Source organism: Hydrogenophaga sp. (genome assembly GCF_035481345.1).
GTDB lineage: Bacteria > Pseudomonadota > Gammaproteobacteria > Burkholderiales > Burkholderiaceae_C > Hydrogenophaga.
Map to the genome: position 1 here is coordinate 34,669 of NZ_DATIGV010000046.1, position 22,037 is coordinate 56,705.

20 protein-coding genes are annotated in these 22,037 nt (G+C 69.1%); 8 read left to right on the forward strand and 12 right to left on the reverse strand.

From position 1 onward, the window contains the following. Position 1: 1 nt before the first annotated feature. Positions 2–385, reverse strand: coding sequence for a DUF934 domain-containing protein (locus VLG41_RS04820; RefSeq protein ID WP_325348262.1), 384 nt, complete (start codon positions 383–385; stop codon positions 2–4). Positions 386–399: 14 nt separating this feature from the next. Beyond that, positions 400–2,199: a nitrite/sulfite reductase gene (locus tag VLG41_RS04825; protein WP_325348263.1), complete on the reverse strand. Its 1,800-nt coding sequence runs from the start codon at positions 2,197–2,199 to the stop codon at positions 400–402. A 185-nt stretch (positions 2,200–2,384) separates the two neighbouring features. Between VLG41_RS04825 and VLG41_RS04830 the strand changes: the two genes are divergently transcribed. Next, the gene (locus VLG41_RS04830) at positions 2,385–3,176 is read left to right on the forward strand and encodes a hypothetical protein (protein ID WP_325348264.1); all 792 of its coding nucleotides are present in this window, start codon (positions 2,385–2,387) and stop codon (positions 3,174–3,176) included. Position 3,177: 1 nt separating this feature from the next. On the opposite strand, the gene VLG41_RS04835 is transcribed toward VLG41_RS04830, so the two are convergent. Continuing rightward, entirely contained in the window at positions 3,178–4,293 is a 1,116-nt protein-coding gene (locus VLG41_RS04835; protein ID WP_325348265.1) for an FAD-dependent oxidoreductase, read from the reverse strand. A 55-nt stretch (positions 4,294–4,348) separates the two neighbouring features. Then, positions 4,349–4,624 (reverse strand): oxidative damage protection protein, encoded by a 276-nt coding sequence (locus VLG41_RS04840; protein ID WP_325348266.1) that lies wholly within the window; start codon positions 4,622–4,624, stop codon positions 4,349–4,351. A gap of 239 nt (positions 4,625–4,863) precedes the next feature. Between VLG41_RS04840 and VLG41_RS04845 the strand changes: the two genes are divergently transcribed. Then, the gene (locus VLG41_RS04845) at positions 4,864–5,634 is read left to right on the forward strand and encodes a ferredoxin--NADP reductase (RefSeq protein ID WP_009519159.1); all 771 of its coding nucleotides are present in this window, start codon (positions 4,864–4,866) and stop codon (positions 5,632–5,634) included. A gap of 7 nt (positions 5,635–5,641) precedes the next feature. Next, positions 5,642–6,154, forward strand: a complete 513-nt coding sequence (locus tag VLG41_RS04850; protein WP_325348267.1) for a disulfide bond formation protein B — start codon at positions 5,642–5,644, stop codon at positions 6,152–6,154. Here the strand turns inward: VLG41_RS04850 and argA are convergent, their stop codons facing one another. Further along, positions 6,155–7,495: an amino-acid N-acetyltransferase gene (argA, locus tag VLG41_RS04855; protein ID WP_325348268.1), complete on the reverse strand. Its 1,341-nt coding sequence runs from the start codon at positions 7,493–7,495 to the stop codon at positions 6,155–6,157. It abuts the gene before it with no gap. 76 nt (positions 7,496–7,571) lie between these two features. On the opposite strand from argA, the gene hrpA reads away from it, so the two are divergent. Both hrpA and VLG41_RS04865 read left to right on the forward strand, forming a co-directional pair. Then, a complete protein-coding gene (gene hrpA, locus VLG41_RS04860; protein ID WP_325348269.1) occupies positions 7,572–11,447 on the forward strand; it encodes an ATP-dependent RNA helicase HrpA in 3,876 nt (1,291 codons plus the stop codon). Between the two features lie 66 nt (positions 11,448–11,513). After that, complete coding sequence (locus VLG41_RS04865) at positions 11,514–12,236, forward strand: twin-arginine translocation signal domain-containing protein (RefSeq protein ID WP_325348270.1); 723 nt, start codon at positions 11,514–11,516, stop codon at positions 12,234–12,236. Here VLG41_RS04865 and VLG41_RS04870 read toward each other — a convergent pair. The 5 genes from VLG41_RS04870 to lptF are packed head-to-tail and all read right to left on the reverse strand — an operon-like array spanning position 12,233 to position 16,957. Further along, positions 12,233–13,414: a pyridoxal phosphate-dependent aminotransferase gene (locus VLG41_RS04870; protein WP_325348271.1), complete on the reverse strand. Its 1,182-nt coding sequence runs from the start codon at positions 13,412–13,414 to the stop codon at positions 12,233–12,235. The genes VLG41_RS04865 and VLG41_RS04870 overlap by 4 nt on opposite strands. A 4-nt stretch (positions 13,415–13,418) precedes the next feature. Further along, positions 13,419–14,363 carry a CysB family HTH-type transcriptional regulator gene (locus tag VLG41_RS04875; protein ID WP_325348272.1) on the reverse strand — a complete coding sequence of 315 codons (945 nt, stop codon included), beginning with the start codon at positions 14,361–14,363 and terminating at the stop codon, positions 13,419–13,421. Continuing rightward, positions 14,360–14,725, reverse strand: a complete 366-nt coding sequence (locus tag VLG41_RS04880; RefSeq protein WP_325348273.1) for a CbiX/SirB N-terminal domain-containing protein — start codon at positions 14,723–14,725, stop codon at positions 14,360–14,362. The genes VLG41_RS04875 and VLG41_RS04880 overlap by 4 nt, the downstream gene beginning before the upstream one ends. A 7-nt stretch (positions 14,726–14,732) precedes the next feature. Next, entirely contained in the window at positions 14,733–15,851 is a 1,119-nt protein-coding gene (gene lptG, locus VLG41_RS04885) for an LPS export ABC transporter permease LptG (RefSeq protein WP_325348274.1), read from the reverse strand. Further along, on the reverse strand, positions 15,848–16,957 hold the full coding sequence (gene lptF, locus VLG41_RS04890) for an LPS export ABC transporter permease LptF (protein ID WP_325348275.1): 1,110 nt from the start codon (positions 16,955–16,957) through the stop codon (positions 15,848–15,850). The genes lptG and lptF overlap by 4 nt, the downstream gene beginning before the upstream one ends. A gap of 27 nt (positions 16,958–16,984) precedes the next feature. On the opposite strand from lptF, the gene VLG41_RS04895 reads away from it, so the two are divergent. From VLG41_RS04895 to VLG41_RS04905, 3 genes are all read left to right on the forward strand, one after another. Further along, positions 16,985–18,472: a leucyl aminopeptidase gene (locus VLG41_RS04895; protein WP_325348276.1), complete on the forward strand. Its 1,488-nt coding sequence runs from the start codon at positions 16,985–16,987 to the stop codon at positions 18,470–18,472. Between the two features lie 14 nt (positions 18,473–18,486). Further along, complete coding sequence (locus VLG41_RS04900; RefSeq protein ID WP_325348277.1) at positions 18,487–18,921, forward strand: DNA polymerase III subunit chi; 435 nt, start codon at positions 18,487–18,489, stop codon at positions 18,919–18,921. Positions 18,922–19,087: 166 nt separating this feature from the next. Then, positions 19,088–20,284 carry a branched-chain amino acid ABC transporter substrate-binding protein gene (locus tag VLG41_RS04905; protein WP_325348278.1) on the forward strand — a complete coding sequence of 399 codons (1,197 nt, stop codon included), beginning with the start codon at positions 19,088–19,090 and terminating at the stop codon, positions 20,282–20,284. A gap of 73 nt (positions 20,285–20,357) precedes the next feature. On the opposite strand, the gene VLG41_RS04910 is transcribed toward VLG41_RS04905, so the two are convergent. Next, a complete protein-coding gene (locus VLG41_RS04910) occupies positions 20,358–20,921 on the reverse strand; it encodes a glutathione peroxidase (RefSeq protein WP_325348279.1) in 564 nt (187 codons plus the stop codon). A gap of 69 nt (positions 20,922–20,990) precedes the next feature. Next, positions 20,991–21,905: an AEC family transporter gene (locus VLG41_RS04915; protein WP_325348280.1), complete on the reverse strand. Its 915-nt coding sequence runs from the start codon at positions 21,903–21,905 to the stop codon at positions 20,991–20,993. Positions 21,906–22,037 lie beyond the last annotated feature (132 nt).

Consider the following 22,037-nt stretch of genomic DNA (forward strand, 5'->3'; position numbering starts at 1 on the left):
CTCAGGCGTTGGCGAAGCGCGGGTGCGTGTTCACCGCGTCGCCCTGATAGAAGCCGCTGTAGTGCGCCAGCAGGCGCTCGGCGTGGGCCAGGTCCTGGTCCTCCTTCAGCACGGCCTGCGTGAAGCCGCTGCGCTGCATCTGCAGCACCTGGTCGATCAGGACGTCGCCCGTGGCGCGGATCTCGCCCGTATAGCCCAGACGGCGGCGCAGCAGGAAGGCCTGGCTGAAGGCGCGGCCGTCGCTGAATTTGGGGAACTGCAGTTCGACCACGCGCACGCCGGCCAGGTTGGCCTCGCGCGGTTCGTCGGTGTTGGCGATCACGAGGCGCTCGGCCTCGGCTTCGGGGGCGCTGAAGGTGTCGGCGCGGAACAGTTGGATGCTCATCGTCGGCTCCTGGCTCAGGCGGTGGCGGCGTCGCTGGCCGTGTGGTTGGGCCGTGCCGTCGTGCTGCGCACGGCGTTGGCGGCCAGCTTGAACGGATCGATGCCGACGCGGCGCAGCGTGCGGATGAAGGGCTCGCCGGATTCGCGCTGGTCGCGGTACGTGCTGAGCAGGGCTTCGATGACCTCGGGCACTTCGTTGGCGGCGAAGGACGGGCCGATCACCTTGCCCGGCACGGCCTCGCCCGACAGGCGCTTGCCGTCGGAGCCACCCAGCGTGATCTGGTACCACTCCTGGCCGTCCTTGTCGACGCCAAGGACGCCGATGTGCCCGCTGTGGTGGTGGCCGCAGCTGTTGATGCAGCCGCTCATGTGCAGGTCGATCTCGCCGAGGTCGTGCAGCTCGTCGAGGTCGGTGTAGCGCGAGAGCACGGCCTGCGCGATGGGCAGCGAGCGCGCGTTGGCGAGGTCGCAGAAGTCGCCGCCGGGGCAGGCGATCATGTCGGTGAGCAGGCCGATGTTGGGCTTGGCAAGACCCAGGCGGCGCGCCTCGCGCCACAGCTCGGGCAACTGGTCGCAGCGCACCCAGGGCAGCAGCAGGTTCTGTGTGTGCGTCACGCGCGCTTCGCCGCCGGAGAAGCGGTCGGCCAGGTCGGCCGCGCGTTCCAGTTGTTCGGCCGTGGCGTCGCCGGGCGCCTGGCCGAAGCGCTTGAACGACAGCGTGACCGCGCGCAGGTCGGGGTTCTTGTGCGGCGCCACGTTGCGGGTGAGCCAGCGGCTGAACTCCAGGTCGTCTTCGGCGGCGGCCTTGAGGATGTGGGCGATCTTGGCGTCCGCGCTCTTGCGGTCGCAGGCGAGGTCGGGCGGCGCGAAGAAGGCGCTCACGCGGTCGAGCTCGGCCTGGGTGATGGTGTGCGGCGCGCCGTCGATCGCGAGGATGTCGCGGTACTCCGCCTCGACCTGGTCGGTGAAGGCCTGGCCTTCGGCCTTCACGATGATCTTGATGCGCGCCTTGTACATGTTGTCGCGCCGCCCGAAGCGGTTGTAGGCGCGCACCACCGCCTCCAGGTAGTTGAGCATCTGGTCCCAGGGCAGGAACTCGCGCAGCACCGCGCCGATGAGGGGCGTGCGGCCCATGCCGCCGCCCACGCGCACCTGGAAGCCCAGCTCGCCGTCGACGTTGCGCAGCAGGCGCAGGCCCACGTCGTGCCAGGGCGTGGCGGCGCGGTCCTCGCGGGCGCCGGTGATGGCCACCTTGAACTTGCGCGGCAGAAAGGCGAATTCGTGGTGCAGCGTGCTCCACTGGCGCAGGATCTCGGCGAAGGGCCGCGGGTCGGCGACCTCGTCCACCGCGATGCCGGCCAGCGAATCGGTGGTGGTGTTGCGGATGCAGTTGCCGCTGGTCTGGATGCCGTGCAGGCCCACGCTGGCCAGCAGGTCCATCACGTCGGCCGAGCGGGCCAGCGGAATCCAGTTGAACTGCACGTTGGTGCGCGTGGTGAAGTGCGCGGTGCGGTCGGGCAGGCTGGGCACGTCGGACAGGGCCGCGTTGGCCTTGGAGATGTCGTTGTCTTCCTTGTGGTCGAACTCGCGCGCCACCTGGGCCAGCACGCGCAACTGGGCGCTGTTGATCTCGCCATAGGGAACGGCCACGCGCAGCATGGGCGCGAAGCGCTGGATGTACCAGCCGTTCTGCAGGCGCAGGGGCTTGAAGGCGTCGTCGGAGAGAGTGCCGGCTTGCCAGCGCTCCAGCTGGTCGCGGTACTGGGCGGCGCGCTGTTGCACGAATTGGCGGTCGAAGGCGTCGTGGCGGTACATGGAATGGGCCGTGTGACCGCTGGGGCGGTCGGCAAGGTCGTGGGGATGTCCGGCACTGTAGAAAGCCTTCCTTATTCAGTGAACTACATTTTTTTCATGCCGCTATATCAATCTGAAATAAGGAAATGCCCGCAGGCTATGGGCGGCGCAATTACCACAGCGAGACCGAAGTAACATCCCCCAACATGAGGAGCATTGATGTCCGCGTTCAGGTGATCGGGTTTTCCGATGTGGAACGCCACGCCCTGAACACCGTTTTCCGGCTCTCGCGCGAGCGCGAGGTGTCTTACGGCCCCTGGCGGCCTGCCTCGGGCATGCTGGAAGAGGTGCCCCCGGTGTTGCTGGTGGACGGCGACTGCGCCGAGGCCGTGCTGGTGCAGGCGCGCGAGCCCCGACCGGGACAGCGGCTGATCTGGGTGGGCGAGCACGCGCCCGAGCACGCCTGGCGGGTGGTGGCACGCCCCATCGCCTGGGCCGGCCTGCTGCACGACCTGGACGCCTCCTTTGCCGCCACCCAGAGCGATTCCGGCTTTCTGGACCTGGACGTATCGCGCCCCGCGCCCCTGGACATGGACCTGGGCGAATTCCCCTCGGCCGAGGTGCGCCGGGCGCTGGTGGTGGGCATCGCCGAGCACGAATCGGGGTACCTGCGCGAGCGGCTCACGCACGCCGCGGTGTCTTTCATCGACGAGGCGCCCAGCACCGAGCGCGCGGCCGAGTGCATGGCCCAGCACCACTACCTGTGCGGGGTGTTCAACCTCGACGACCACCACATCGACGCCTGGGGCCTGATGCAGCTGTTTCGCGAGCGCTACCCCCAGGCCATGACCCTGGCCACCACCGAGCACGCGGGGCCGTTCGCGGGCTGGTGGCACCGCCGACGCGTGCGGGTGCACACCAAGCGGCTCGGCATTTCGGGCCTGCTGGCGCGGCCCCTGCAGCCGCCCGCCATCTCGCGCTACCTCGAAATGCTCTGATTCAGGGCGCGCGCCGCGCGCGTCGCCAGGCAAAGCGCGCCGGGTCGATCGCGGCGCGCAGCTCGGCGTCCAGCGGCGGGGTTTCCCCGTCCATGTCGGCGGCCAGCCACTGACCGCAGGCCGCCGCCAGCGACAGCCCGCGCGAGCCCAGCGCGCTCAGCAGCCACAGGCCCGGCAGCCGCGGTACGGCGGCCACCGCGCGCTGGCGCGTGGTCCAGGACAGCGGGTCGGGCGCGGCGCCCACGAGCGGCAAGCGGTCCATCGAGGCGCAGCGCACCCCGGCCCAGCCGAGCAGGCGGCCGTCGGCCAGCAGTCCCTCCAGCCGGTCGGCGGCGGCGGGCACCAGGGCCCGCAACCGGGCCGCGTTGTCGCGGTGCGCCGCGTCGGTCAGGGCGGTGCCGGTCTGGCCGCGGGCGTAGGTCGATCCCATGGCCCAGATCGCGGCCGGCCAGCGCGGTGCGAGCCCGCTGTCGCGGTACTCGGGCACGAACACGCCGTCGTCGCGCTGCGGGCGCTCGGCCAGGGGCGCGCCGTCCAGTGCGCCCAGGCTCATCTGGCCCAGCACCGGTCCCAGCGGCCAGGCGCCGCCGGCCTCGGGCGCCAGCTCGCGGGTGCCCAGCGCGGCGGCGACCACCACGTGCGGCGCGGTGGCGATCGGCGCACCCCGGGCGTCCAGCGCCCGCCACTGTCCCTGGTGCCGCGACAGGCTGGCCACCGGCGCGTTCCAGTGGGTGTGCAGGCGTTCGCCGGCTTCGGCCAGCCAGGCCTGCACCAGCGCGCCGGGGCGCACCAGGGCGGCGGCCTGCCGTCCCGGGGCGTGCGCGCCGCGGTTGTCCACGTCCACCGGCTGCCAGCCCGCGCCCGCGGGCACCAGGCGCTCCAACTCGGCCCGCGTGACGGGTACGCCCAGGGCGGTGAGGCGCGACATCGGCGTGGGCTGGCGCGTGAGGTGCGGGCTCAGCACGCCCACCGGCAGGGCCGAGGCCGCGCGGGCCGGGGCCTCGGCGGCGTCCAGCAGCGTGACCCGCCAGCCGCGCCGGCACAGCGCGGCCGTGACCGCCGCGCCCGCGAGGCCGGCGCCGATCACCAGCGCATGGCGGGATTCGTCGGGTGACATGCAGAAAGCACAAGGCCCGCGCGTGGCGGGCCTGCGGGTGCCGAACAGCGGAGCATCAGGACGCGCTGGGCGGCACGTAGCCCGCGGCCTGGTCGGCGCCTTCGCCGAAGAAATGCTTCTCCATCTGGCGCGCCAGGTACTGGCGGGCGCGCGCGTCGGCCATGTTGAGCCGGTTCTCGTTGAGCAGCATGGTCTGCTGCTTGAGCCAGGCGGCCCAGGCCTCCTTGCTCACGTTTTGATAGATCTTCTTGCCCAGCTCGCCCGGGTAGGGCGGGAAATCCAGGCCTTCGGCTTCCTTGCCGAGCTTGATGCATTGAACCATTCGTGCCATCGGTGAGTCCTTGTCGTGGGCCCCTCGTTATGCGAGGGAGTTATATCGGATGGAATAAACGATTCGTTCGGTTTCACGCGCTGCTGCGGCAAGATGCGCGCCGCGGACACGGGCCATCGCGAGGCCCGCACTGTAGCAACTTTGATCGGCCTCAATGTCGTCAGGGTCGGCCCAAGCCGCCGCCGCCGCGCCACTTTCTACAATAACAGCCCGTCTTTCTCCCGGGATCATCTTTCATCATGAGTGCATTCAACGAAGAGCGCGTGCTGAGCGTTCACCACTGGACGGACCGCCTCTTCAGCTTCACCACCACGCGCGACACCTCGCTGCGTTTCTCCAATGGCCACTTCACCATGATCGGCCTGCGGGTGGACGGCAAGCCCCTGCTGCGCGCCTACAGCATCGTCAGCCCCAACTGGGCCGAGCACCTGGAATTCCTCAGCATCAAGGTGCAGGACGGCCCGCTCACCTCGCGCCTGCAGCACATCCAGCCGGGCGACTCCATCGTCGTCGGCCGCAAGCCCACCGGTACCCTGCTCATCGACTACCTGCTGCCCGCCAAGCGCCTGTACCTGCTGGGCACCGGCACCGGCCTGGCGCCGTTCATGAGTATCATCCGCGACCCGGAAACCTACGAGCGCTACGAGCAGGTCGTGCTCATCCACGGCGTGCGCCAGGTCAAGGAACTGGCCTACCGCGAGCTCATCACCGAGCAACTCAAGCAGGACGAATTCCTGGGCGACATGGTCAAGCAGAAGCTGCTGTACTACCCCACGGTCACGCGCGAGCCTTTCATGCACCAGGGGCGCATTCCGCAGCTGCTGGCCGACGGCATCGTCGCCAAGGACCTGGGCATCCCGCCGCTCAACCCCGCCGAGGACCGCGTGATGATCTGCGGCAGCCCCGAGATGCTGCGCGACCTCAAGGCCCTGTGCGAGAAGCTGGGCTTCAAGGAAGGCAATACCACCACGCCCGGCGACTTCGTCATCGAACGCGCGTTCGTGAGCTGAGCGCGGCATGAACGCCTTGCTCGCGCTGCCCGGCCAGCGCCCCCGACTGGTGCTCGCCCTCGTCGCCGCCGTCTGCGTGGCGATGCTGGCCTTTGGCATGTACCTGCAGCATGTGGTGGGGCTGGAGCCGTGCCCCATGTGCATCGTGCAGCGCTACGCCCTGATCCTGGTGGCGGTGCTGGCGGGCCTGGCGGCCTGCCTTCGCGCCCCGGTGGCGCGCGCCGTGGCGGTGTCGGCCATGGGCCTGCTCGCGGTGTTCGGCGCCTTCACGGCGGCGCGCCAGAGCTGGCTGCAGTGGAACCCGCCCGAGATCCTGTCCTGCGGGCGGGATTTCTTCGGGATGATCGAGGCCTTCCCGCTGGGACGCGCCATTCCCATGATCTTTCGCGGCAGCGGCGACTGCGCAAAGATCGACTGGACCTTCCTCGGCCTGACGATCGCGAACTGGTCGTTCCTGTGGTTCGCGGCCTTCGCGCTGCTGGCCGTGTGGCTGCTGCTGGCGCGCCGCCGCGCCGCCTGATCAGCTCAGCTTCTTCACCAGCACCTGGCTGCGCCGGTCCCAGTTGTACTTGCGCTTGCGGGCCTCGGGCAGCCAGTCCGCGTTCACCTGCACGAAGCCGCGCTTGATGAACCAGTGCATGGTGCGCGTGGTGAGCACGAAGATGCTCTGCAGCCCCTGGGCGCGCGCGCGCGCCTCGATGCGCTTGAGCAGTCTTTCACCGTCGCCCTGGCTCTGTGACTGCGCCGACACCGTGAGCGCCGCCATCTCGCCGGTGCGTTCCTCCGGGTAGGGGTAGAGCGCGGCGCAGCCGAAGATCACGCCGTCGTGTTCGATGATGGTGTAGAGGCCCGCGTCGCGCTCGATCTCGTTGCGGTCGCGCTTGACCAGGGTGCCGTCCTTTTCGTAAGGCTCGATGAGCGCCACGATGCCGGCCACGTCGTCGATCGAGGCCTCGCGCACGCTCTCGAGTTTTTCGTCCACCACCATGGTGCCGATGCCGTCGTGCGTGTAGATCTCCAGCAGCAGTGAACCGTCCACCGCGAAGGGCACCATGTGGCTGCGCTCCACACCGCCTTCGCAGGCGCGGATGCAGTGCTGCAGGTAGAAGGCCGTGTCGGTCGGGCGCTCGGGCTTGGGCAGGCTGGCCAGTAGCCGCTTGGCGTCGGCCAGGGGCAGCTCGGTGTCGACCTCGCTGTCGGGGTCGTTGGCGTCCACGCGGATGCCCGGGATCTCGGTCAGGAACACCAGCTTGTCGGCCTGCAGGGCCACGGCGATGGAGGTGGCCACGTCCTCCATGGTGAGGTTGAAGGCCTCGCCCGTGGGCGAGAAGCCGAAGGGCGAGAGCAGCACCATGGCGCCCATGTCCAGCGAGCGCTGGATGCCATCGGTGTCCACCTTGCGCACCAGGCCGGAGTGCAGGAAGTCCACCCCGTCGATCAGGCCCACGGGCCGCGCGGTGATGAAGTTGCCCGAGATCATGCGCACCGTGGCGCCGGCCATGGGCGTGTTGGGCAGGCCCTGGCTGAAGGCGGCTTCGATCTCGTAGCGCAATTGGCCGGCGGCTTCCTGCGCGCAGTCCAGCGCCACCTCGTCGGTGATGCGCACGCCGTGCGAGTACTTCGCCTCGTGGCCCTTGAGGCGCAACTGCTCGTTCACCTGCGGGCGAAAGCCGTGCACGAGCACGATCTTCACGCCCATGCTCTGGATGAGGGCCAGGTCCTGCGCGATGTTCTGCAGCTTGCCCGCGGCGATGGCCTCACCCGCGATGCCCACCACCAGGGTGTTGCCTCGGTGTTTGTGGATGTACGGCGCGACCGAACGGAACCACGGGACGAAGGTGAAGTTGAAGACGTTGGACATCAGGGCTTGAGCGGCTGCAAGGGGCGTGGGGGCACGGGATAATCGCGGGTTCGCCGATTTTCACCCAAGTCCCGCTTTGCCCACGCCCGCCCTGCACCTGGAGTTCCCCGACGCGCTGCCCGTGTCGGCGCGCCGCCACGAGATCGAGGCGGCCATCCGCGAACACCAGGTGGTCATCGTCTGCGGCGAGACCGGCTCGGGCAAGACCACGCAGTTGCCCAAGATCGCGCTGGCCATGGGGCGCGGCAAGCTCAATGCCAAGCCCGGCGAGCGCGGCCGCCTCATCGGCCACACGCAGCCACGCCGCATCGCCGCCAGCTCGGTGGCCAAGCGCATCGCCGAGGAGCTGAAAACCCCGCTGGGCGAGGTGGTGGGCTACAAGGTCCGCTTTCAGGACCGGCTCTCGCGCGAGGCCTCGGTCAAGCTGATGACCGACGGCATCCTGCTCGCCGAGACGCAGACCGATCCGGACCTGAACGCCTACGACACCATCATCATCGACGAGGCGCACGAGCGCAGCCTCAACATCGACTTCCTGCTCGGCTACCTGCGTCAGTTGCTGCCGCGCCGGCCCGACCTGAAGCTCATCGTCACCTCGGCCACCATCGACGCCGACCGCTTCGCCGAGTACTTCTCGTCAACAAAGGGCAGGGCGCCGGTGTTGATGGTGTCCGGGCGCACCTACCCGGTGGAGGTGCGCTGGCGTCCGTTCGAAGAGAGCCGCGAGTACGACCTGAACGACGCCATCGCCGACGGCGTGGACGAGCTGTGGCGCGGCGGACAGGGCGGTGACGTGCTCGTCTTCCTGCCCGGCGAGCGCGAGATCCGCGAAGCCGCCGACCACCTGCGCAAGCACCTGGCGCACCAGCCGCTGCACCGCGATGCCGAGGTGCTGCCGCTGTTCGCGCGCCTGAGTCAGGCCGAGCAGGACCGCATCTTCCAGCCGCACGGCCAGCGGCGCATCGTGCTGGCCACCAACGTGGCCGAGACCTCGCTCACCGTGCCCGGCATTCGCTACGTCATCGACGCCGGCACCGCGCGCGTCAAGCGCTACAGCTTCCGTCAGAAAGTGGAGCAGTTGCAGGTCGAGCCCATCAGCCAGGCCGCGGCCAACCAGCGCGCGGGCCGCTGCGGGCGCGTGGCCGACGGCATCTGCATCCGCCTCTACGACGAGGCCGACTTCAATGGCCGATCGCGCTTCACCGACCCGGAGATCCTGCGCAGCTCGCTCGCGGGCGTGATCCTGCGCATGAAGGCCCTGCGCCTGGGCTCGGTGGAGGACTTCGCCTTCGTCGATGCGCCGCAGCGCCGCGCCATCGCCGACGGCTACCAGTTGCTCGCCGAGCTCGGCGCGGTGGACGAGGACAACGAGCTCACCGCCATCGGCCAGTCGCTGTCGCGCCTGCCGCTGGACCCGCGCGTGGGCCGCATGATCCTGGCCGCGCGCGACCAGAACGCGCTCGACGAGGTGCTGGTGATCGCTGCGGCCCTGAGCGTGCAGGACGTGCGCGACCGCCCCATCGACAAGCAGGCCCAGGCCGACCAGGCGCACGCCAAGTTCGACGACGAGAAGAGCGAGTTCACGGGCACGCTCAAGCTCTGGAAGTGGCTGGAGGACAGCCGGGGTGGCCACGGCCAGGACCACAAGCTCAGCCACCGCCAGTACGAGAACCTGCTGCGCGAGAACTTCATCAACGTGCGCCGCGTGCGCGAGTGGCGCGACACGCACAGCCAGTTGCACACCGTGGTGAGCGAGCAGGGCTGGAAGCTCAACACCAGCCCCGCCAGCTACGAGCAACTGCACTGCGCCATGCTCAGCGGCCTGCTCGGCAACATCGGCGTCAAGAGCGAAACGGAAGACTGGTACCTGGGCGCGCGCGGCATCAAGTTCCACCGCCACCCGGGGGCGAACCTCAGCAAGAAGCCCGGCCGCTGGATCGTCTGCGCAGAACTGGTGGAGACCACTCGCCTGTTCGGGCGCGGCATCGCGGCCATCGAGCCGGGCTGGGTGGAGCGCGTGGGCGCGCACCTGCTCAAGAAGCAGTTGCTCGACCCGTACTGGGAAAAGAAGGCCGCTCGCGTGTCGGCGCTGGAGCGCGCCACGCTCTACGGCCTGGTGATCTACCACAACCGCCGCGCCGACTACGGCCGCATCGACCCGGAGGGCGCGCGCGCCATCTTCATCCGCGAGGCCCTGGTGCAGGGCGAGTGGGACACGAAGCTGCCCTTCCTGGCCGCCAACCGCAAGCTGGTGCGGCAGGTGACGGAACTGGAGCACAAGTCGCGCCGGCAGGACGTGCTGGTGGACGACGAGGTCATCTATGCCTGGTACGACGAGCAGATCCCGCCCGATCTGAGCAGCGGCGCCGCCTTCGAGCGCTGGTACGCCCAGGCCGCACGCGAGAACCCCAAGCTGCTGTTCCTCACGCGCGAAGACCTGATGCGCCACGAGGCCGCTGGCATCACCGCCCAGGCCTTCCCGCGCACGGTGCGGCTGGGCGGCGTGGACTGCGCGGCCAGCTACCTGCACGAGCCCGGCGATGCGCGCGACGGCCTCTCGGTCACGGTGCCGATCTACGCGCTCAACCAGGTGAGCGAGGAGCGTTGCGACTGGCTGGTGCCTGGCATGTTGAAGGACAAGGTGCTGGCCCTGCTCAAGACCTTGCACCAGCGCCCGCGCTCACGGCTGGTGCCGCTGCCCGCCACGGCCGAGCGTTTCGCCGAGGCGCTGAGCGCGCCTGAGGCCTTCGCCCACGGCGGCTTCCAGGACGCCGTGCTCAAGCTCGTGCGCGACGCCACGCAGCTCGACGTCGTGCGCAACGACCTCAAACCCGACCAGTTGCCGCCGCACCTGTTCATGCACCTGCGCGTGGTGGACGAGCACGGGCGGCAACTGGGGCAGGGGCGCAACCTGGGCGCGCTCAAGGCCGAACTCGGTTCGCAGGCGCGCGGCGCGTTCCAGGCGCTCGCGGCGCTGAAGACCAGCGCCGCCCCGGCACCCGCGCCATCGCCGGCGAGCCCGGGCGGCCAGGCCGTGCGGGTGGCGAAAGCGGCGCCGGCCCCTGTCGCCCCGGCGGTGGACGCGAGCCAGCGCCACACCCGCTGGGACTTCGGTGAGCTGCCCGAGCTGCTGGAGATCCGCCGCGGCGGCCAGACCCTCATCGGCTTTCCCGCGCTGGTGGACGACGGCGACGCGGTGCGCCTGGAGGTCTTCGACGAGCCGGACATCGCACAAGCGCGCCACCGCGAGGGCCTGCGCCGGCTGGTGGCGCTGCAGATCAAGGACGCGCTGAAGTACCTCGAGAAGAACATCGCCGGCCTGCAGGCCATGGGCGCGGCCTTCATGGGTGTGGACAAGGAGCGCGGCGGCGGCACGCTGGACGAGTTGCGGGCGCAGATCATCGAGCTCGCCCTCGACCGCGCCTTCCTGCAGGAACCCCTGCCGGCCGACGCCAAGGCCTTCGACCAGCGCGTGGCCGACGGGCGCGGGCGCCTGAACCTCATCGCGGCCGAAATCGCGCGCGCGGCCGGTGCCATCCTCACCGAGTTCGCGGCAGCGCAACGCAAACTCAAGGACGCCAGGCCGCCCGCCGACGTGGCGGCCGACGTGTCGCAGCAGTTGCAGCGCCTGGTGACGCGGCGTTTCCTGGTGGAGACGCCGCACGCGCAACTGCAGCACCTGCCGCGCTACCTCAAGGCGGTGCAACTGCGGCTGGACAAGCTGCGAGCCGACCCGGCGCGCGATGCCGCCAAACTGGCCGAGCTCAAACCCCAGGACCAGCGCTACTGGCGCCTGGTGGCCGAGCGCAAGGGCGTGCAGGACGCGCGCCTGCAGGAGTTGCGCTGGCTGCTGGAGGAACTGCGCGTGAGCTTCTTCGCGCAAGAGCTGCGCACGCCGCAGCCGGTGAGCCTCAAGCGGCTGGAGAAAAGCTGGGCGCAGATCAACGCGTGACGACCGCTTGACAGGTGCGGCGCGCCTGCGCTCCACTGGGTCGGTTCACGCCAGGAGACCCCGCCCATGGACCGACGCGATTTCGTTCAGGCCTGCGCCGTCGGCGCGACCACCACCTCTCTGGCCAGCGCGCTCAGCACGACCGCCTGGGCGGCCAACGCGCAGCCCAAGGCCTATGCGCGCACCCTGCTGGTGGACGAGCAGGGCCAGCCCTTCAAGGCCAGCCAGCTGAGGCCGCAGGTCAACTACGTCTTCCACTACCCGTTCGAGGCCACGCCGGTGTTCCTGCTCGACCTGGGCAAGGCGGCCGCGCCAGCTACGCTGAACACGAAGGACAAGCAGGCCTACGAGTGGCCCGGTGGCGTGGGTGCCAAGCGCAGCGTGGTGGCCTTCTCGGCCATCTGCGCGCACCAACTGGTCTACCCCACCAAGGACCTGAGCTTCATCAGCTTCCGCAAGGGCCCCGCGGTGAACCCGCAGACGCCCAGCCAGGGCAGCGACCTGATCCACTGCTGCGCCGACCACAGCCAGTACGACCCCGCGCGCGGCGCGCGGGTGCTGCGCGGCCCGGCCGAACAGCCGCTGTGCGCGGTGTTGCTGGAGCACGATGCGAAGAGCGACCAGCTCACGGCCACGGGCACGCTGGGCGGCGAGCTGTTCGACGCCTTCTTCAAGAAGTACGAGATGAAGCTGAGCCTGGAGATGGGCTCGGGCGTGCGCCAGGCGGTGGCCGGGCGCAGCACGGTGCGGGAGCTGGAGCGCTTCTGCCGCAACCCCGTCCGTTGCTAGAGCCTGGACAGGCGCTTGAGCGCCTCCACCAGGGTCTCGTCCTTCTTCGCAAAGCAGAAGCGCACCACTTTCTGGTCGAAGCCGTCGCCGTAGAACGCGGAGAGCGGAATCGCCGCCACGCCGATCTCGCTCGTGAGCCAGCGGCAGAAATCGGCCTCGGGCAGATCGCGCTCGGCCACGCCCAGCGACGAGATGTCCACGCACTGGAAGTAGGTGCCTTCGCCCGGCAGCAGCTTGAAGCGCGTCTTCGCCAGCCCCTCGCGGAACAGGTCGCGCTTGCGCTGGTAGAAGGCCGGCAGATCGCGGTAGGGCGCCGGGTCCGCCATGTAGGCGGCCAGGGCGTGCTGCATGGGCGTGTTCACCGTGAACACGTTGAACTGGTGCACCTTGCGGAACTCGGCCGTCAGCGGCGCGGGCGCCAGCACGGTGCCCACCTTCCAGCCGGTCACGTGGTACGTCTTGCCGAAGCTGCTGACGATGAAGGCGCGCGCCGCCAGGCCGGGGTAGCGCGCCGCGCTGTGGTGCGGCAGGCCGTCGAACACCATGTGCTCGTAGACCTCGTCGCTGATGAGCACGATGTCGGTGGGCGCGAGCAGCTCGTCCAGGCGGCGCATCTCGGCGTCCGTCAAGCACATGCCGCTGGGGTTGTGCGGCGTGTTGACGATCAGCGCGCGCGTGCGCGGCGTGATGGCTTGGGCGATGGCATCGAAGTCGGGCCGGAACGTGCCCGGCACCAGCGGCACGCGCACCACGCGCCCGCCGGCCAGCTCGATGTTGGGCACGTAGCTGTCGTAGCAGGGCTCCAGCACGATGACCTCGTCGCCCGGGTGCACCACGGCCAGGATGGCCGTGAGGATGGCCTGCGTGGCGCCGGCCGTGACGGTGATCTCGGTGTCGGGGTGGTAGCGGCGGCCGTACAGGGCCTCGACCTTGTCGGCCATGGCCTGGCGCAGCGCGGGCACACCGGTCATGGGAGGGTACTGGTTATGGCCGGCGCGCATGGCCGTGTCCACCGCGTCCAGCAAGGCCGGGTCGCAGCCGAAATCCGGGAAGCCCTGGCCCAGGTTGACGGCGCCGTGTTCGGCGGCCAGCGTGGACATCACGGTGAAGATGGTGGTGCCCACCTGCGGCAGGCGCGAGGCGAGGGCGGGGGTGCGGGGCTGGGTCTTGGTGTCCATGGGCTCAGATCTCGTATTCGTCGGGTTCGCCGGCCATCGCGCGCTGGATGAGATCGCGCGACAGGCGATCGGACAGCAGTTCGGCGAAGCGCAGCACGAACTGGCGCAGGTAGGTGCCGCGCTTGAAGGCCACGCGCGCCAGGTTGTGGCCGAACAGCGCGCCGGCGGGGCGCGACACCAGGTCCGGCGTCTGGTTCTCGCCCTTGACCGCCATCTCCGCCACGATGCCCACACCCATGCCCAGCTTCACGTAGGTCTTGATCACGTCCGAGTCGATGGCCTCGAGCACGATGTTGGGCTGCAGGTGGCGCAGCGCGAAGGCCTGGTCGATGCGCGTGCGGCCGGTGAAGCTGGGGTGGTAGGTGATCAGCGGCAGCTGCGCCAGGTCTTCCAGGCCGATGCGCTCGCGCGCCAGCAGCGGGTGGTCGAAGGGGAACACCAGCACGTGCTGCCATTCGTAGGCGGGCAGGGTCACCAGCTCGGGGTAGTTCACCAGCGACTCGGTGGCCATGCCGATCTCGGCCACTTCTTCGATCAGCATGCGCGCGACCTGGTCGGGCGAGCCCTGGTGCAGGCTGATGCCCACCTTGGGGTAGGCCTGGCGCAGCGCGGCCACCGGCCCGGGCAGCACGTAGCGCGCCTGCGTGTGCGTGGTGGCGATGGACAGGGTGCCGCTGTCCTGCGCCGAGTACTGCTCGCCGATGCGCTTGAGGTTGTTCACCTCGCGCAGGATGATGTCGATGCTCTTGAGCACCTGCTGGCCCGGCTCGGTGACGCGCTTGATGCGCTTGCCGTGGCGCGCGAAGATCTCGATGCCGAGTTCGTCCTCCAGCTCGATGATGGCCTTGGACACGCCGGGCTGCGAGGTGTGCAGGGCCTTGGCGGCCTCGGTGAGGTTGAGGTTGCGGCGCACCGCTTCCTGCACGAACTTGAACTGGTGCAGGTTCATGCACCCTCCTTCAGGGCCTGTTCGGCCAGCAGATCGATCAAACGCGGATCCTCGCCCGCGGTGGGCATGAGTTCGATGGGGATGCCGGCGAACTCGAGGCGCAGGCCTTGCACCAGCCGCGGCAGGTCTTCGCGGGCATGTTTGCCCATGCCGAAGAACAGCGGCAGCACGCGGATGCGCGTGGCGCCCGCGCGCACCAGTTCGCGCGCGGCCGATGGCAGGTCGGGCTCGGTGAGTTCCAGATAAGCGGGGCAGGCCAGCGTGCCCGGCTCGCGCTCGGCGATGCGCCGCGCCACGGCGTCCACCGGCGCGCGCCACTGCGGGTCGCGCGAACCATGAGCGAAGACGATGACGCCGAGCATGTGTGCGTCAGCGCTTGAGCACCAGCCACCCGAAGGCGCCGAGCGAGAACACCGAGTAGATGAGCGCCGGCGAAGCCGCTGCCAGCCAGGGCTGCCACTGGTTGAGATTGCCGATGTAACCGAACACGTTGTTGAGCAGGAAGAAGCTGATACCGATCATCACCCCCCCGAACACGTAGCCGGTGATGCTGCCCGAGCGGAAGTGCAGGTACGCGAACGGCAGCGCCAGCACCACCATCACCAGGCAGGACAGCGGGTAGAACACCTTTCGCCAGAACTCGATTTCGTGGCGCTGCGCGGTCTGGCCGTTGGCCTCCAGGTGGCGGATGTAGGCGAACAGGTCGGCCGTGCGCATGCGCTCCGGCTTGAGCAGGGCCACCGACACCATTTCGGTGTTCAGGCTGGTGGGCCAGCGAAAGCTCTCCAGGGTGCTGCGCTGCACCTTGGCCGATTGCTGGCCCGCTGCGTCGAACTCGCGCCGCTCCACCTGGCGCAGTGTCCAGCTCTCGTCGTTCTCGATGCGCCCGCTCTGCGCGTGCAGCGTGGACACCAGGAAGCCCTGGTTGTTGAACTCGAAGAGGCGCACGTTGCCCAGATCGCCCTGCGGCGACATGGAGCCCACGTTGACCGAGAAGTTGCTGTAGGGCTGCTTCTCCTTCAGCCAGGCGCCGGTCTGGCCCAGGCTGATGACGCCCTGGAAGCGCGACTTGTGCAACTGCGCGCCGCGGTCGGCCAGGGGCGCCAGGTAGTCGCCGATGGCAAACGTGAGCAGCACGAACACCGTGCCCAGGCCCAGCAGCGTGCGCAGCGCGCGCCAGGGCCCCAGCCCGCTGGTGCGCAGGATGGTGTATTCCGAGCCCTGGGCCAGGCGCGCCAGCACGAACACCGAACCGATCAGCACCGCGATGGGCAGCAGCTCGTAGATGCGGCTGGGCATCAGCAGGCCCACGTAGAGCAGGGCGTCGGGCAGGCCGTAGACGCGCTCGGGCTCGAGCACCGAGGCCTTGCCGATGTCGGGCAGTTCGTCGACGAAGTCGAAGAAGAAGAACAGCGACAGGAAGGCCAGCAGCACGAAGAAGACGGCCGAGAACACCTCGCCGTAAATCAGGCGGCGGATCGTCTTCATGCCGAGGCCTCCCGCCGCCGGCGCCAGCCGGTGAGCAGGTCGCGCAGGCTCAGGCCCTGGTGGCGCTTGTAGAACCACACCAGCGTGAGGGCGAGCACGCCGCCGTGCAGGCCAAGCATGAAGGGGATCAGATCGATCACGCCGCGCGCCACCCAGTTCTGGCCGATGTTGAGCAGGTTGTAATAGAACACGAAGGCGAACAGCGTGAAGAACAGGTTGCCGCTGCGGCCCGCGCGCGGGTTGCCCACCGTGGTGGCCAGGGCGATGAGCACGAAGTTGAAGGCCGTGATGGCCAGGCCCACGCGCCAGCCCAGCTCGGCCAGGTTGGCCCGGTCGGGGTTCATGACGAGTTCCCAGCTCGGGCGGGCCTTGAGCTCGACCTCCGCGCCCAGCTTGCCTCCTGCCTGGCCGATCTGCGTGCCGTACTCGGCGAAATCGCTCACGCGCAGCCCGTTGTGGGCCTGTGACTCGAGCCGCTGCCCGTTGTTGAGCATCAGGAACTGGCGCTCGCCCAGCCACTCGATGCGGCCCGAGCGTGCCGAGGTGATGGTCTCGTCACCGTTGGGCTCGGTGCTGGAGATGAAAATGTTGCGGCCCTCGGTGCCGTCGGCCGTGTCCTTGTCGATGAAGAACACGCGCCGCCCGCTGGAGGACTCCTGGAACTGGCCCGGCTCCACCCGCTCCAGGTCGCCGCGGCGCTCGAAGCGGTCGCGCAGGTCGTTCACCTGCTGGTTGGCCCAGGGCCAGATGAAGAACACCATGAGCAGGATGACCAGCAACACCGGCCACGCGAAGCGCATCAGCGGACGAAGAAAGCCCCCGAGCGAGCGCCCGCTGGTGAACCAGATGATCATCTCGCTGTCGCGGTACATGCGCGAGAGCGTGAACACGATGGAGATGAACAGCGCGAGCGTGAGCACCGTGGGCATGCGCCCGATGACGGTGTAGCCCAGCACCAGCATGATCTCCTGCGGGTCGACGCTGCCCTTGGAGGCCGCGCCCAGCGTGCGGATGAGCAGCATGGTGAGCACGATGGTGAACAGGATCACCAGCGTGGCCCCGAAACTGCGGGCCAGCTCCTTGCGGATGGACGAATGGAATAACATCGATTGGCTACAGGACGACCCCGGATTATGAACTTCGACCTCAAGACTCTGAGCCCGGCACAGGCCGCCGAATTCCCCGCCGACGCGCTGCTGGTGCTGGTGCCCGACACCTTGCCCAAGGGAAGCTCGCCGCTGCACACGCTGGCGGCCCAGGCGCTCAAGGGCGATGACCTGGAGCCCGGCGTGGGCAAAAGCCTGGCCTGCTACCGGCCCGAAGGCATCAAGGCGGCGCGCGTGCTGCTGGTGCGCGCTGGCGCGGCCGACGCCGTTTCGGTGCGCAAGGCGGTTGGCATGGGCATGACCCAGCTCAAGGCGCCGGGCGTCGCGCGCCTGGCGGTGGTGTTCTCGCTGGTGGCCGCCGACGCCGATGGCCTGCGCGCCGCCCTGCAGATCTGCGCCGACGCGTCCTACGTCTACACCACCACCAAGCCCAGCGCCAAGCCGCGTGCGCTTGACAAGGTCACCTTCGGCGTGAGCGACGCCGGCGCCGTGCGCGCCGCCTTCGAGACCGGCAAGGCCGTGGTGGCCGGCGTGGAATTCGCCAAGGAATGGGCCAACCGCCCCGCCAACCACGCCACGCCCAGTCGCCTGGCCGACGCGGCTCGCCAGCTCGGCCGCCTGCCCGGCATCAAGACCGAGGTGCTCGGCCCGCGCCAGATCGAGGCCCTGGGCATGGGTGCCTTCCTGGCGGTGGCGCAGGGCTCGGCCGAGCCGCTGCGTTTCATCGTCATGCGCTACCAGGGCGCCGGCAAGGCCGACGCGCCCGTGGTGCTGGTGGGCAAGGGCATCACTTTCGACACCGGTGGCATCAGCCTCAAGCCGGCGGCCGAGATGGACGAGATGAAGTTCGACATGGGCGGCGCGGCCAGCGTGCTGGGCACCTTCGCCGCCCTGGCCCAGGCCAGGCCCGCCATCAACGTGGTCGGCCTCATCCCCACCTGCGAGAACATGCCCGACGGCAAGGCCGTCAAGCCCGGCGACGTGGTGCGCAGCATGAGCGGGCAGACCATCGAGATCCTCAACACCGACGCCGAGGGCCGCCTGATCCTGTGCGACGCGCTCACCTACGCCGCGCGCTTCAAGCCGCGCGCGGTGATCGACATCGCCACGCTCACGGGTGCCTGCGTGATCGCCCTGGGCGCCGTGCGCAGCGGCCTCTTCAGCGCGCGCGACGAACTCGCCCAGGCCCTGTCCCAGGCCGGCGAGGAAGCGGGTGACCCGTGCTGGCGCATGCCCCTGGACGATGAGTACGCCGAAGGCCTCAAGTCCAACTTCGCCGACGTGGCCAACGTGGCCGGGCGCGCGGGCGGTGCCGTCACCGCGGCCAAGTTCCTGCAGCGCTTTGCCACCGAACTGCCCTGGGCCCACCTGGACATTGCCGGCACCGCCTGGCGCGGTGGCGCCAACAAGGGGGCCACCGGCCGCCCCGTGCCGCTGCTGCTGCAGTACCTGCTGAACGAAGCCGCACGCCCCGCCGGCAAGGCGCGGGCCAAGGCCCGGGCTTCCAAGGCCTGAGTCCGCGCACCGCCATGGCCGAGGTGGCCTTCCACTTCAACGCGCCCGACAAGGCCGCCTACGCCTGCCGCCTGTTGCGCAAGGCCTACCTCAAAGGCGCGCGGGTGGCCGTGCTGGCGCCACGCGAACAACTCGACACGCTGGATCGCGGCCTGTGGCTGCTCGCCCAGGGCGAGTTCGTGCCGCACTGTATTGGGGCGGACCCCGAGTCCACGCGCCGCCACTCGCCCATCCACCTGCTCGAGCGGCTCGACGAGCGCGCGCCCACGCAGGTGCTGGTCAACCTCACCGATGCGGTGCCGGCCGATTACTCGCGCTTCGAGCGTGTGATCGAGGTGGTGGGCCTGGACGACGAGGACCGTGCGCAGGCTCGCCAGCGCTGGCGCCAGTACCTGGCCGACGGTGTCGAACCGCAACGCCACGACCTCAAGTCCGCGGGCGGCGAGTGAGCGTTTCCGGTGCACGCGCCGCTTCAGGAAAACCCTCGAACCGCGCTTAGAACCTTGCTTTAGGCTGCGGTCCCGGCCAAAAGCCTGTTCTTTTTGGAGTATCTTTATGCGGTGGAGTAAAAAAAGTTCCCTCCGCAAATCAACCCATCCTTACCGAGGAAATCCCATGCAAGTGAACATGAAACTGGCAGTGCTTGCCGCAGCCGTCGCGCTCGCGGCCTGTGGCAAGAAGGAAGAGGCTGCTCCCCCGGCCGCTGCGCCCGCCGCAGCCCCCGCACCGGCCCCTGCGCAAGAGGTCGTGGTCAAGATCGGTCACGTTGGCCCCACCAGTGGCGCCATCGCTCACCTGGGTAAGGACAACGAGAACGGCGCCCGCATGGCGATCGAGGAACTCAACGCCGCCGGCCTCACCATCGGTGGCGGCAAGGCCAAGTTCGAGCTGCTGGCCGAAGACGACGCCGCCGATCCCAAGCAGGGCACGGCCGCCGCTCAGAAGCTGGTCGACGCCAAGGTCAATGGCGTCATCGGCCACCTGAACTCGGGCACCACCATCCCCGCCTCGCAGCTCTACAACGACGCCGGCATTCCGCAGATTTCGCCCTCGGCGACCAACCCCAAGTACACCCGCCAGGGCTTCGCGGGCGCGTTCCGCGTGGTGGCCGACGACGTGCACCTGGGCGGCACGCTCGGCAAGTACGCCATCGAAACCCTCAAGGCCAAGAACGTGGCCGTCATCGACGACCGCACCGCCTATGGCCAGGGCGTGGCCGACGAGTTTGAGAAGGGCGTGAAGGCCGCTGGCGGCACCGTGGTGGGCCGCGAGTTCACCAACGACAAGGCGACCGACTTCAACGCCATCCTGACCACCCTGAAGGCCAAGAAGCCCGAAGTGGTGTTCTTCGGTGGCATGGACGCCGTGGCCGGCCCCATGCTCAAGCAGATGAAGCAGCTCGGCATCCAGGCCAAGTTCATGGGTGGCGACGGCATCTGCACCAGCGAACTGCCCAAGCTGGCCGGCGACGGCATGAGCGACGAGCAGGTCTACTGCGCCGAGGCCGGTGGTGTCGAAGGCGAACAGAAGGCCGGCATGGACAAGTTCCGTGAGGACTTCAAGGCCAAGTTCAACGCCGACGTGCAGGTGTACGCTCCGTACGTGTACGACGCCGTCAAGGTCATGGCCAATGCCATGGTCACCGCCGGCTCGGCCGATCCCAAGGTCTACCTGCCCGCGCTCAAGGCGTCCAGCTACAACGGCGTGACCGGCAAGATCGAGTTCGACGAGAAGGGCGACATCAAGAACGGTGCCCTGACGCTCATGACCTACAAGGGCGGTGCCCGCACCACCATCGCCGTGATCCGCTGATTTCGATCAGCCCCCGGCAGCAAAAAGCCACCGCTTGCGGTGGCTTTTTCTTTGGGCGCGGGTCAGAGAGCGCTCAACCCCTGGCCCCCAGCGCCGTCTCCACGGCCTTCGTCAGCGTGCGCCCCATGGGCTCGGTGGCGCTGGCGAACTGCTCGATCACGCGGCCGTCGCGGCCGACGAGGTACTTGTGGAAGTTCCAGCGCGGCGACACACCCGTGGCCTGGCGCAACTGCAGGTAGAGCGGGTTGGCCTTGGCGCCGGTGACCGCCGTCTTGTCGAACATGGGGAAGCGCACGCCGTAGGTGTTGAAGCACAGCTCGGCGATCTGCTTCGCATCGCCGGTCTCCTGCTCGAAGTCGTTGGACGGAAAGCCCAGGACCACCAGGCCCTGTTCGCGGTACTTGGCGAACAGCGCTTCCAGGCCTTCGTACTGCTTGGTGAAGCCGCAGTAGCTCGCGGTGTTGACCACCAGCAGCACCTTGCCCGCGTACTGGCACAGGTTCTGCGGCGCGCCGTCCTGCAGGCGCGGGAACTGGTGGTTCAGCAGGGCGGGGCAGGTAGTGGCCCGGGCGAAGGGCGCGCCCAGCAGGGCCAGGGGGGCGGCGAGGCAGAGGTGGCGGCGTTTCATGCGCCGCATTGTGGGCCGCTGCCGCCGGGCCCGCAATCGCGCACGGCGTTGGCCCTGCGGTGGTGCGGGGCGGTCCGCCTAGCGCAAGCCGCCCAGCACCCCCAGCGCGAACGGCAGGCTCAGCATGCCCAGCAAGGTGGACAGCGTGACCAGCCCCGCCACGTAAGGCCCGTTGTAGCCCATGCGCGCGGCCAGCACGTAGCAACTGGAGGCCGTTGGCACGGCGGAGAAGGTCAGCAGCACGGCGGTCTGCACCGGGTCGAGCCGGAACAGCAGCGCCAGGCCGAAGGCCATCAGCGGCACCGCCAGGTGCTTGATGGCCAGCACCGCCACCGCCAGGGTCTTGGCGCTGGCCATGCTGCCGAACTGCATGCCCGCGCCCGCCGCCATCAGGCCCAGCGCCAGCGAGGCCTGGCCGATGCGGTTCACCGTGGGCGAGAGCCAGTCGGGCAGGGTGAAGCCCAGCAGGTTGGCCGCCAGGCCCGAGGCGGTGGCGATGATCAAGGGGTTGCGCAGCAGCTCGCGCGCGAAGCCCTTGTTGGCGTGGCGCGCCATGGGCCAGACCGCGCCCACGTTGAAGATGGGCACGCAGCAGCCGATGATCACCGCCACCATCAGCAGGGCCTGCGGGCCGGCCACGCGGTCGGCCAGCGCCAGCAGGATGAAGGAGTTGAAGCGAAAGCCCACCTGCGCGCTGGCCGCGTGCAGGCGCACGTCGATGCGCCGGCCCAGCCAGGGCCAGTGCGGCAGCGAGTAGGTGAGGGCGATGGCGCACACCGCGAGCGAGACCGCCGCGCCCACCAGGCTGGAGGCCGCTCCGAGGTCCAGCGGGTTTTTCACGATGCTCTGGAACAGCAGCACCGGGAACAGGAAGTAGTAGACGAGGCTTTCCACCTGCTCCCACACCGGGCGGTTGAGCTTGGTGAAGCGGCACACCAGGTAGCCGCAGAGGATGAGCGAGAAGTCGGGAAAGAGCAGTTGGGCGAAGTTCACGGCGCGAATCGTAGCGGGCGGGCTGCGGGGCCCGGGTTTTCACTTATGTAAAGTCCCCGACACGCGCGCATGCCCGGATGGGTACAGTCCGGGGTTCGAGTTCCACCGCAACCTCCCGAGGAGTACCCGCAT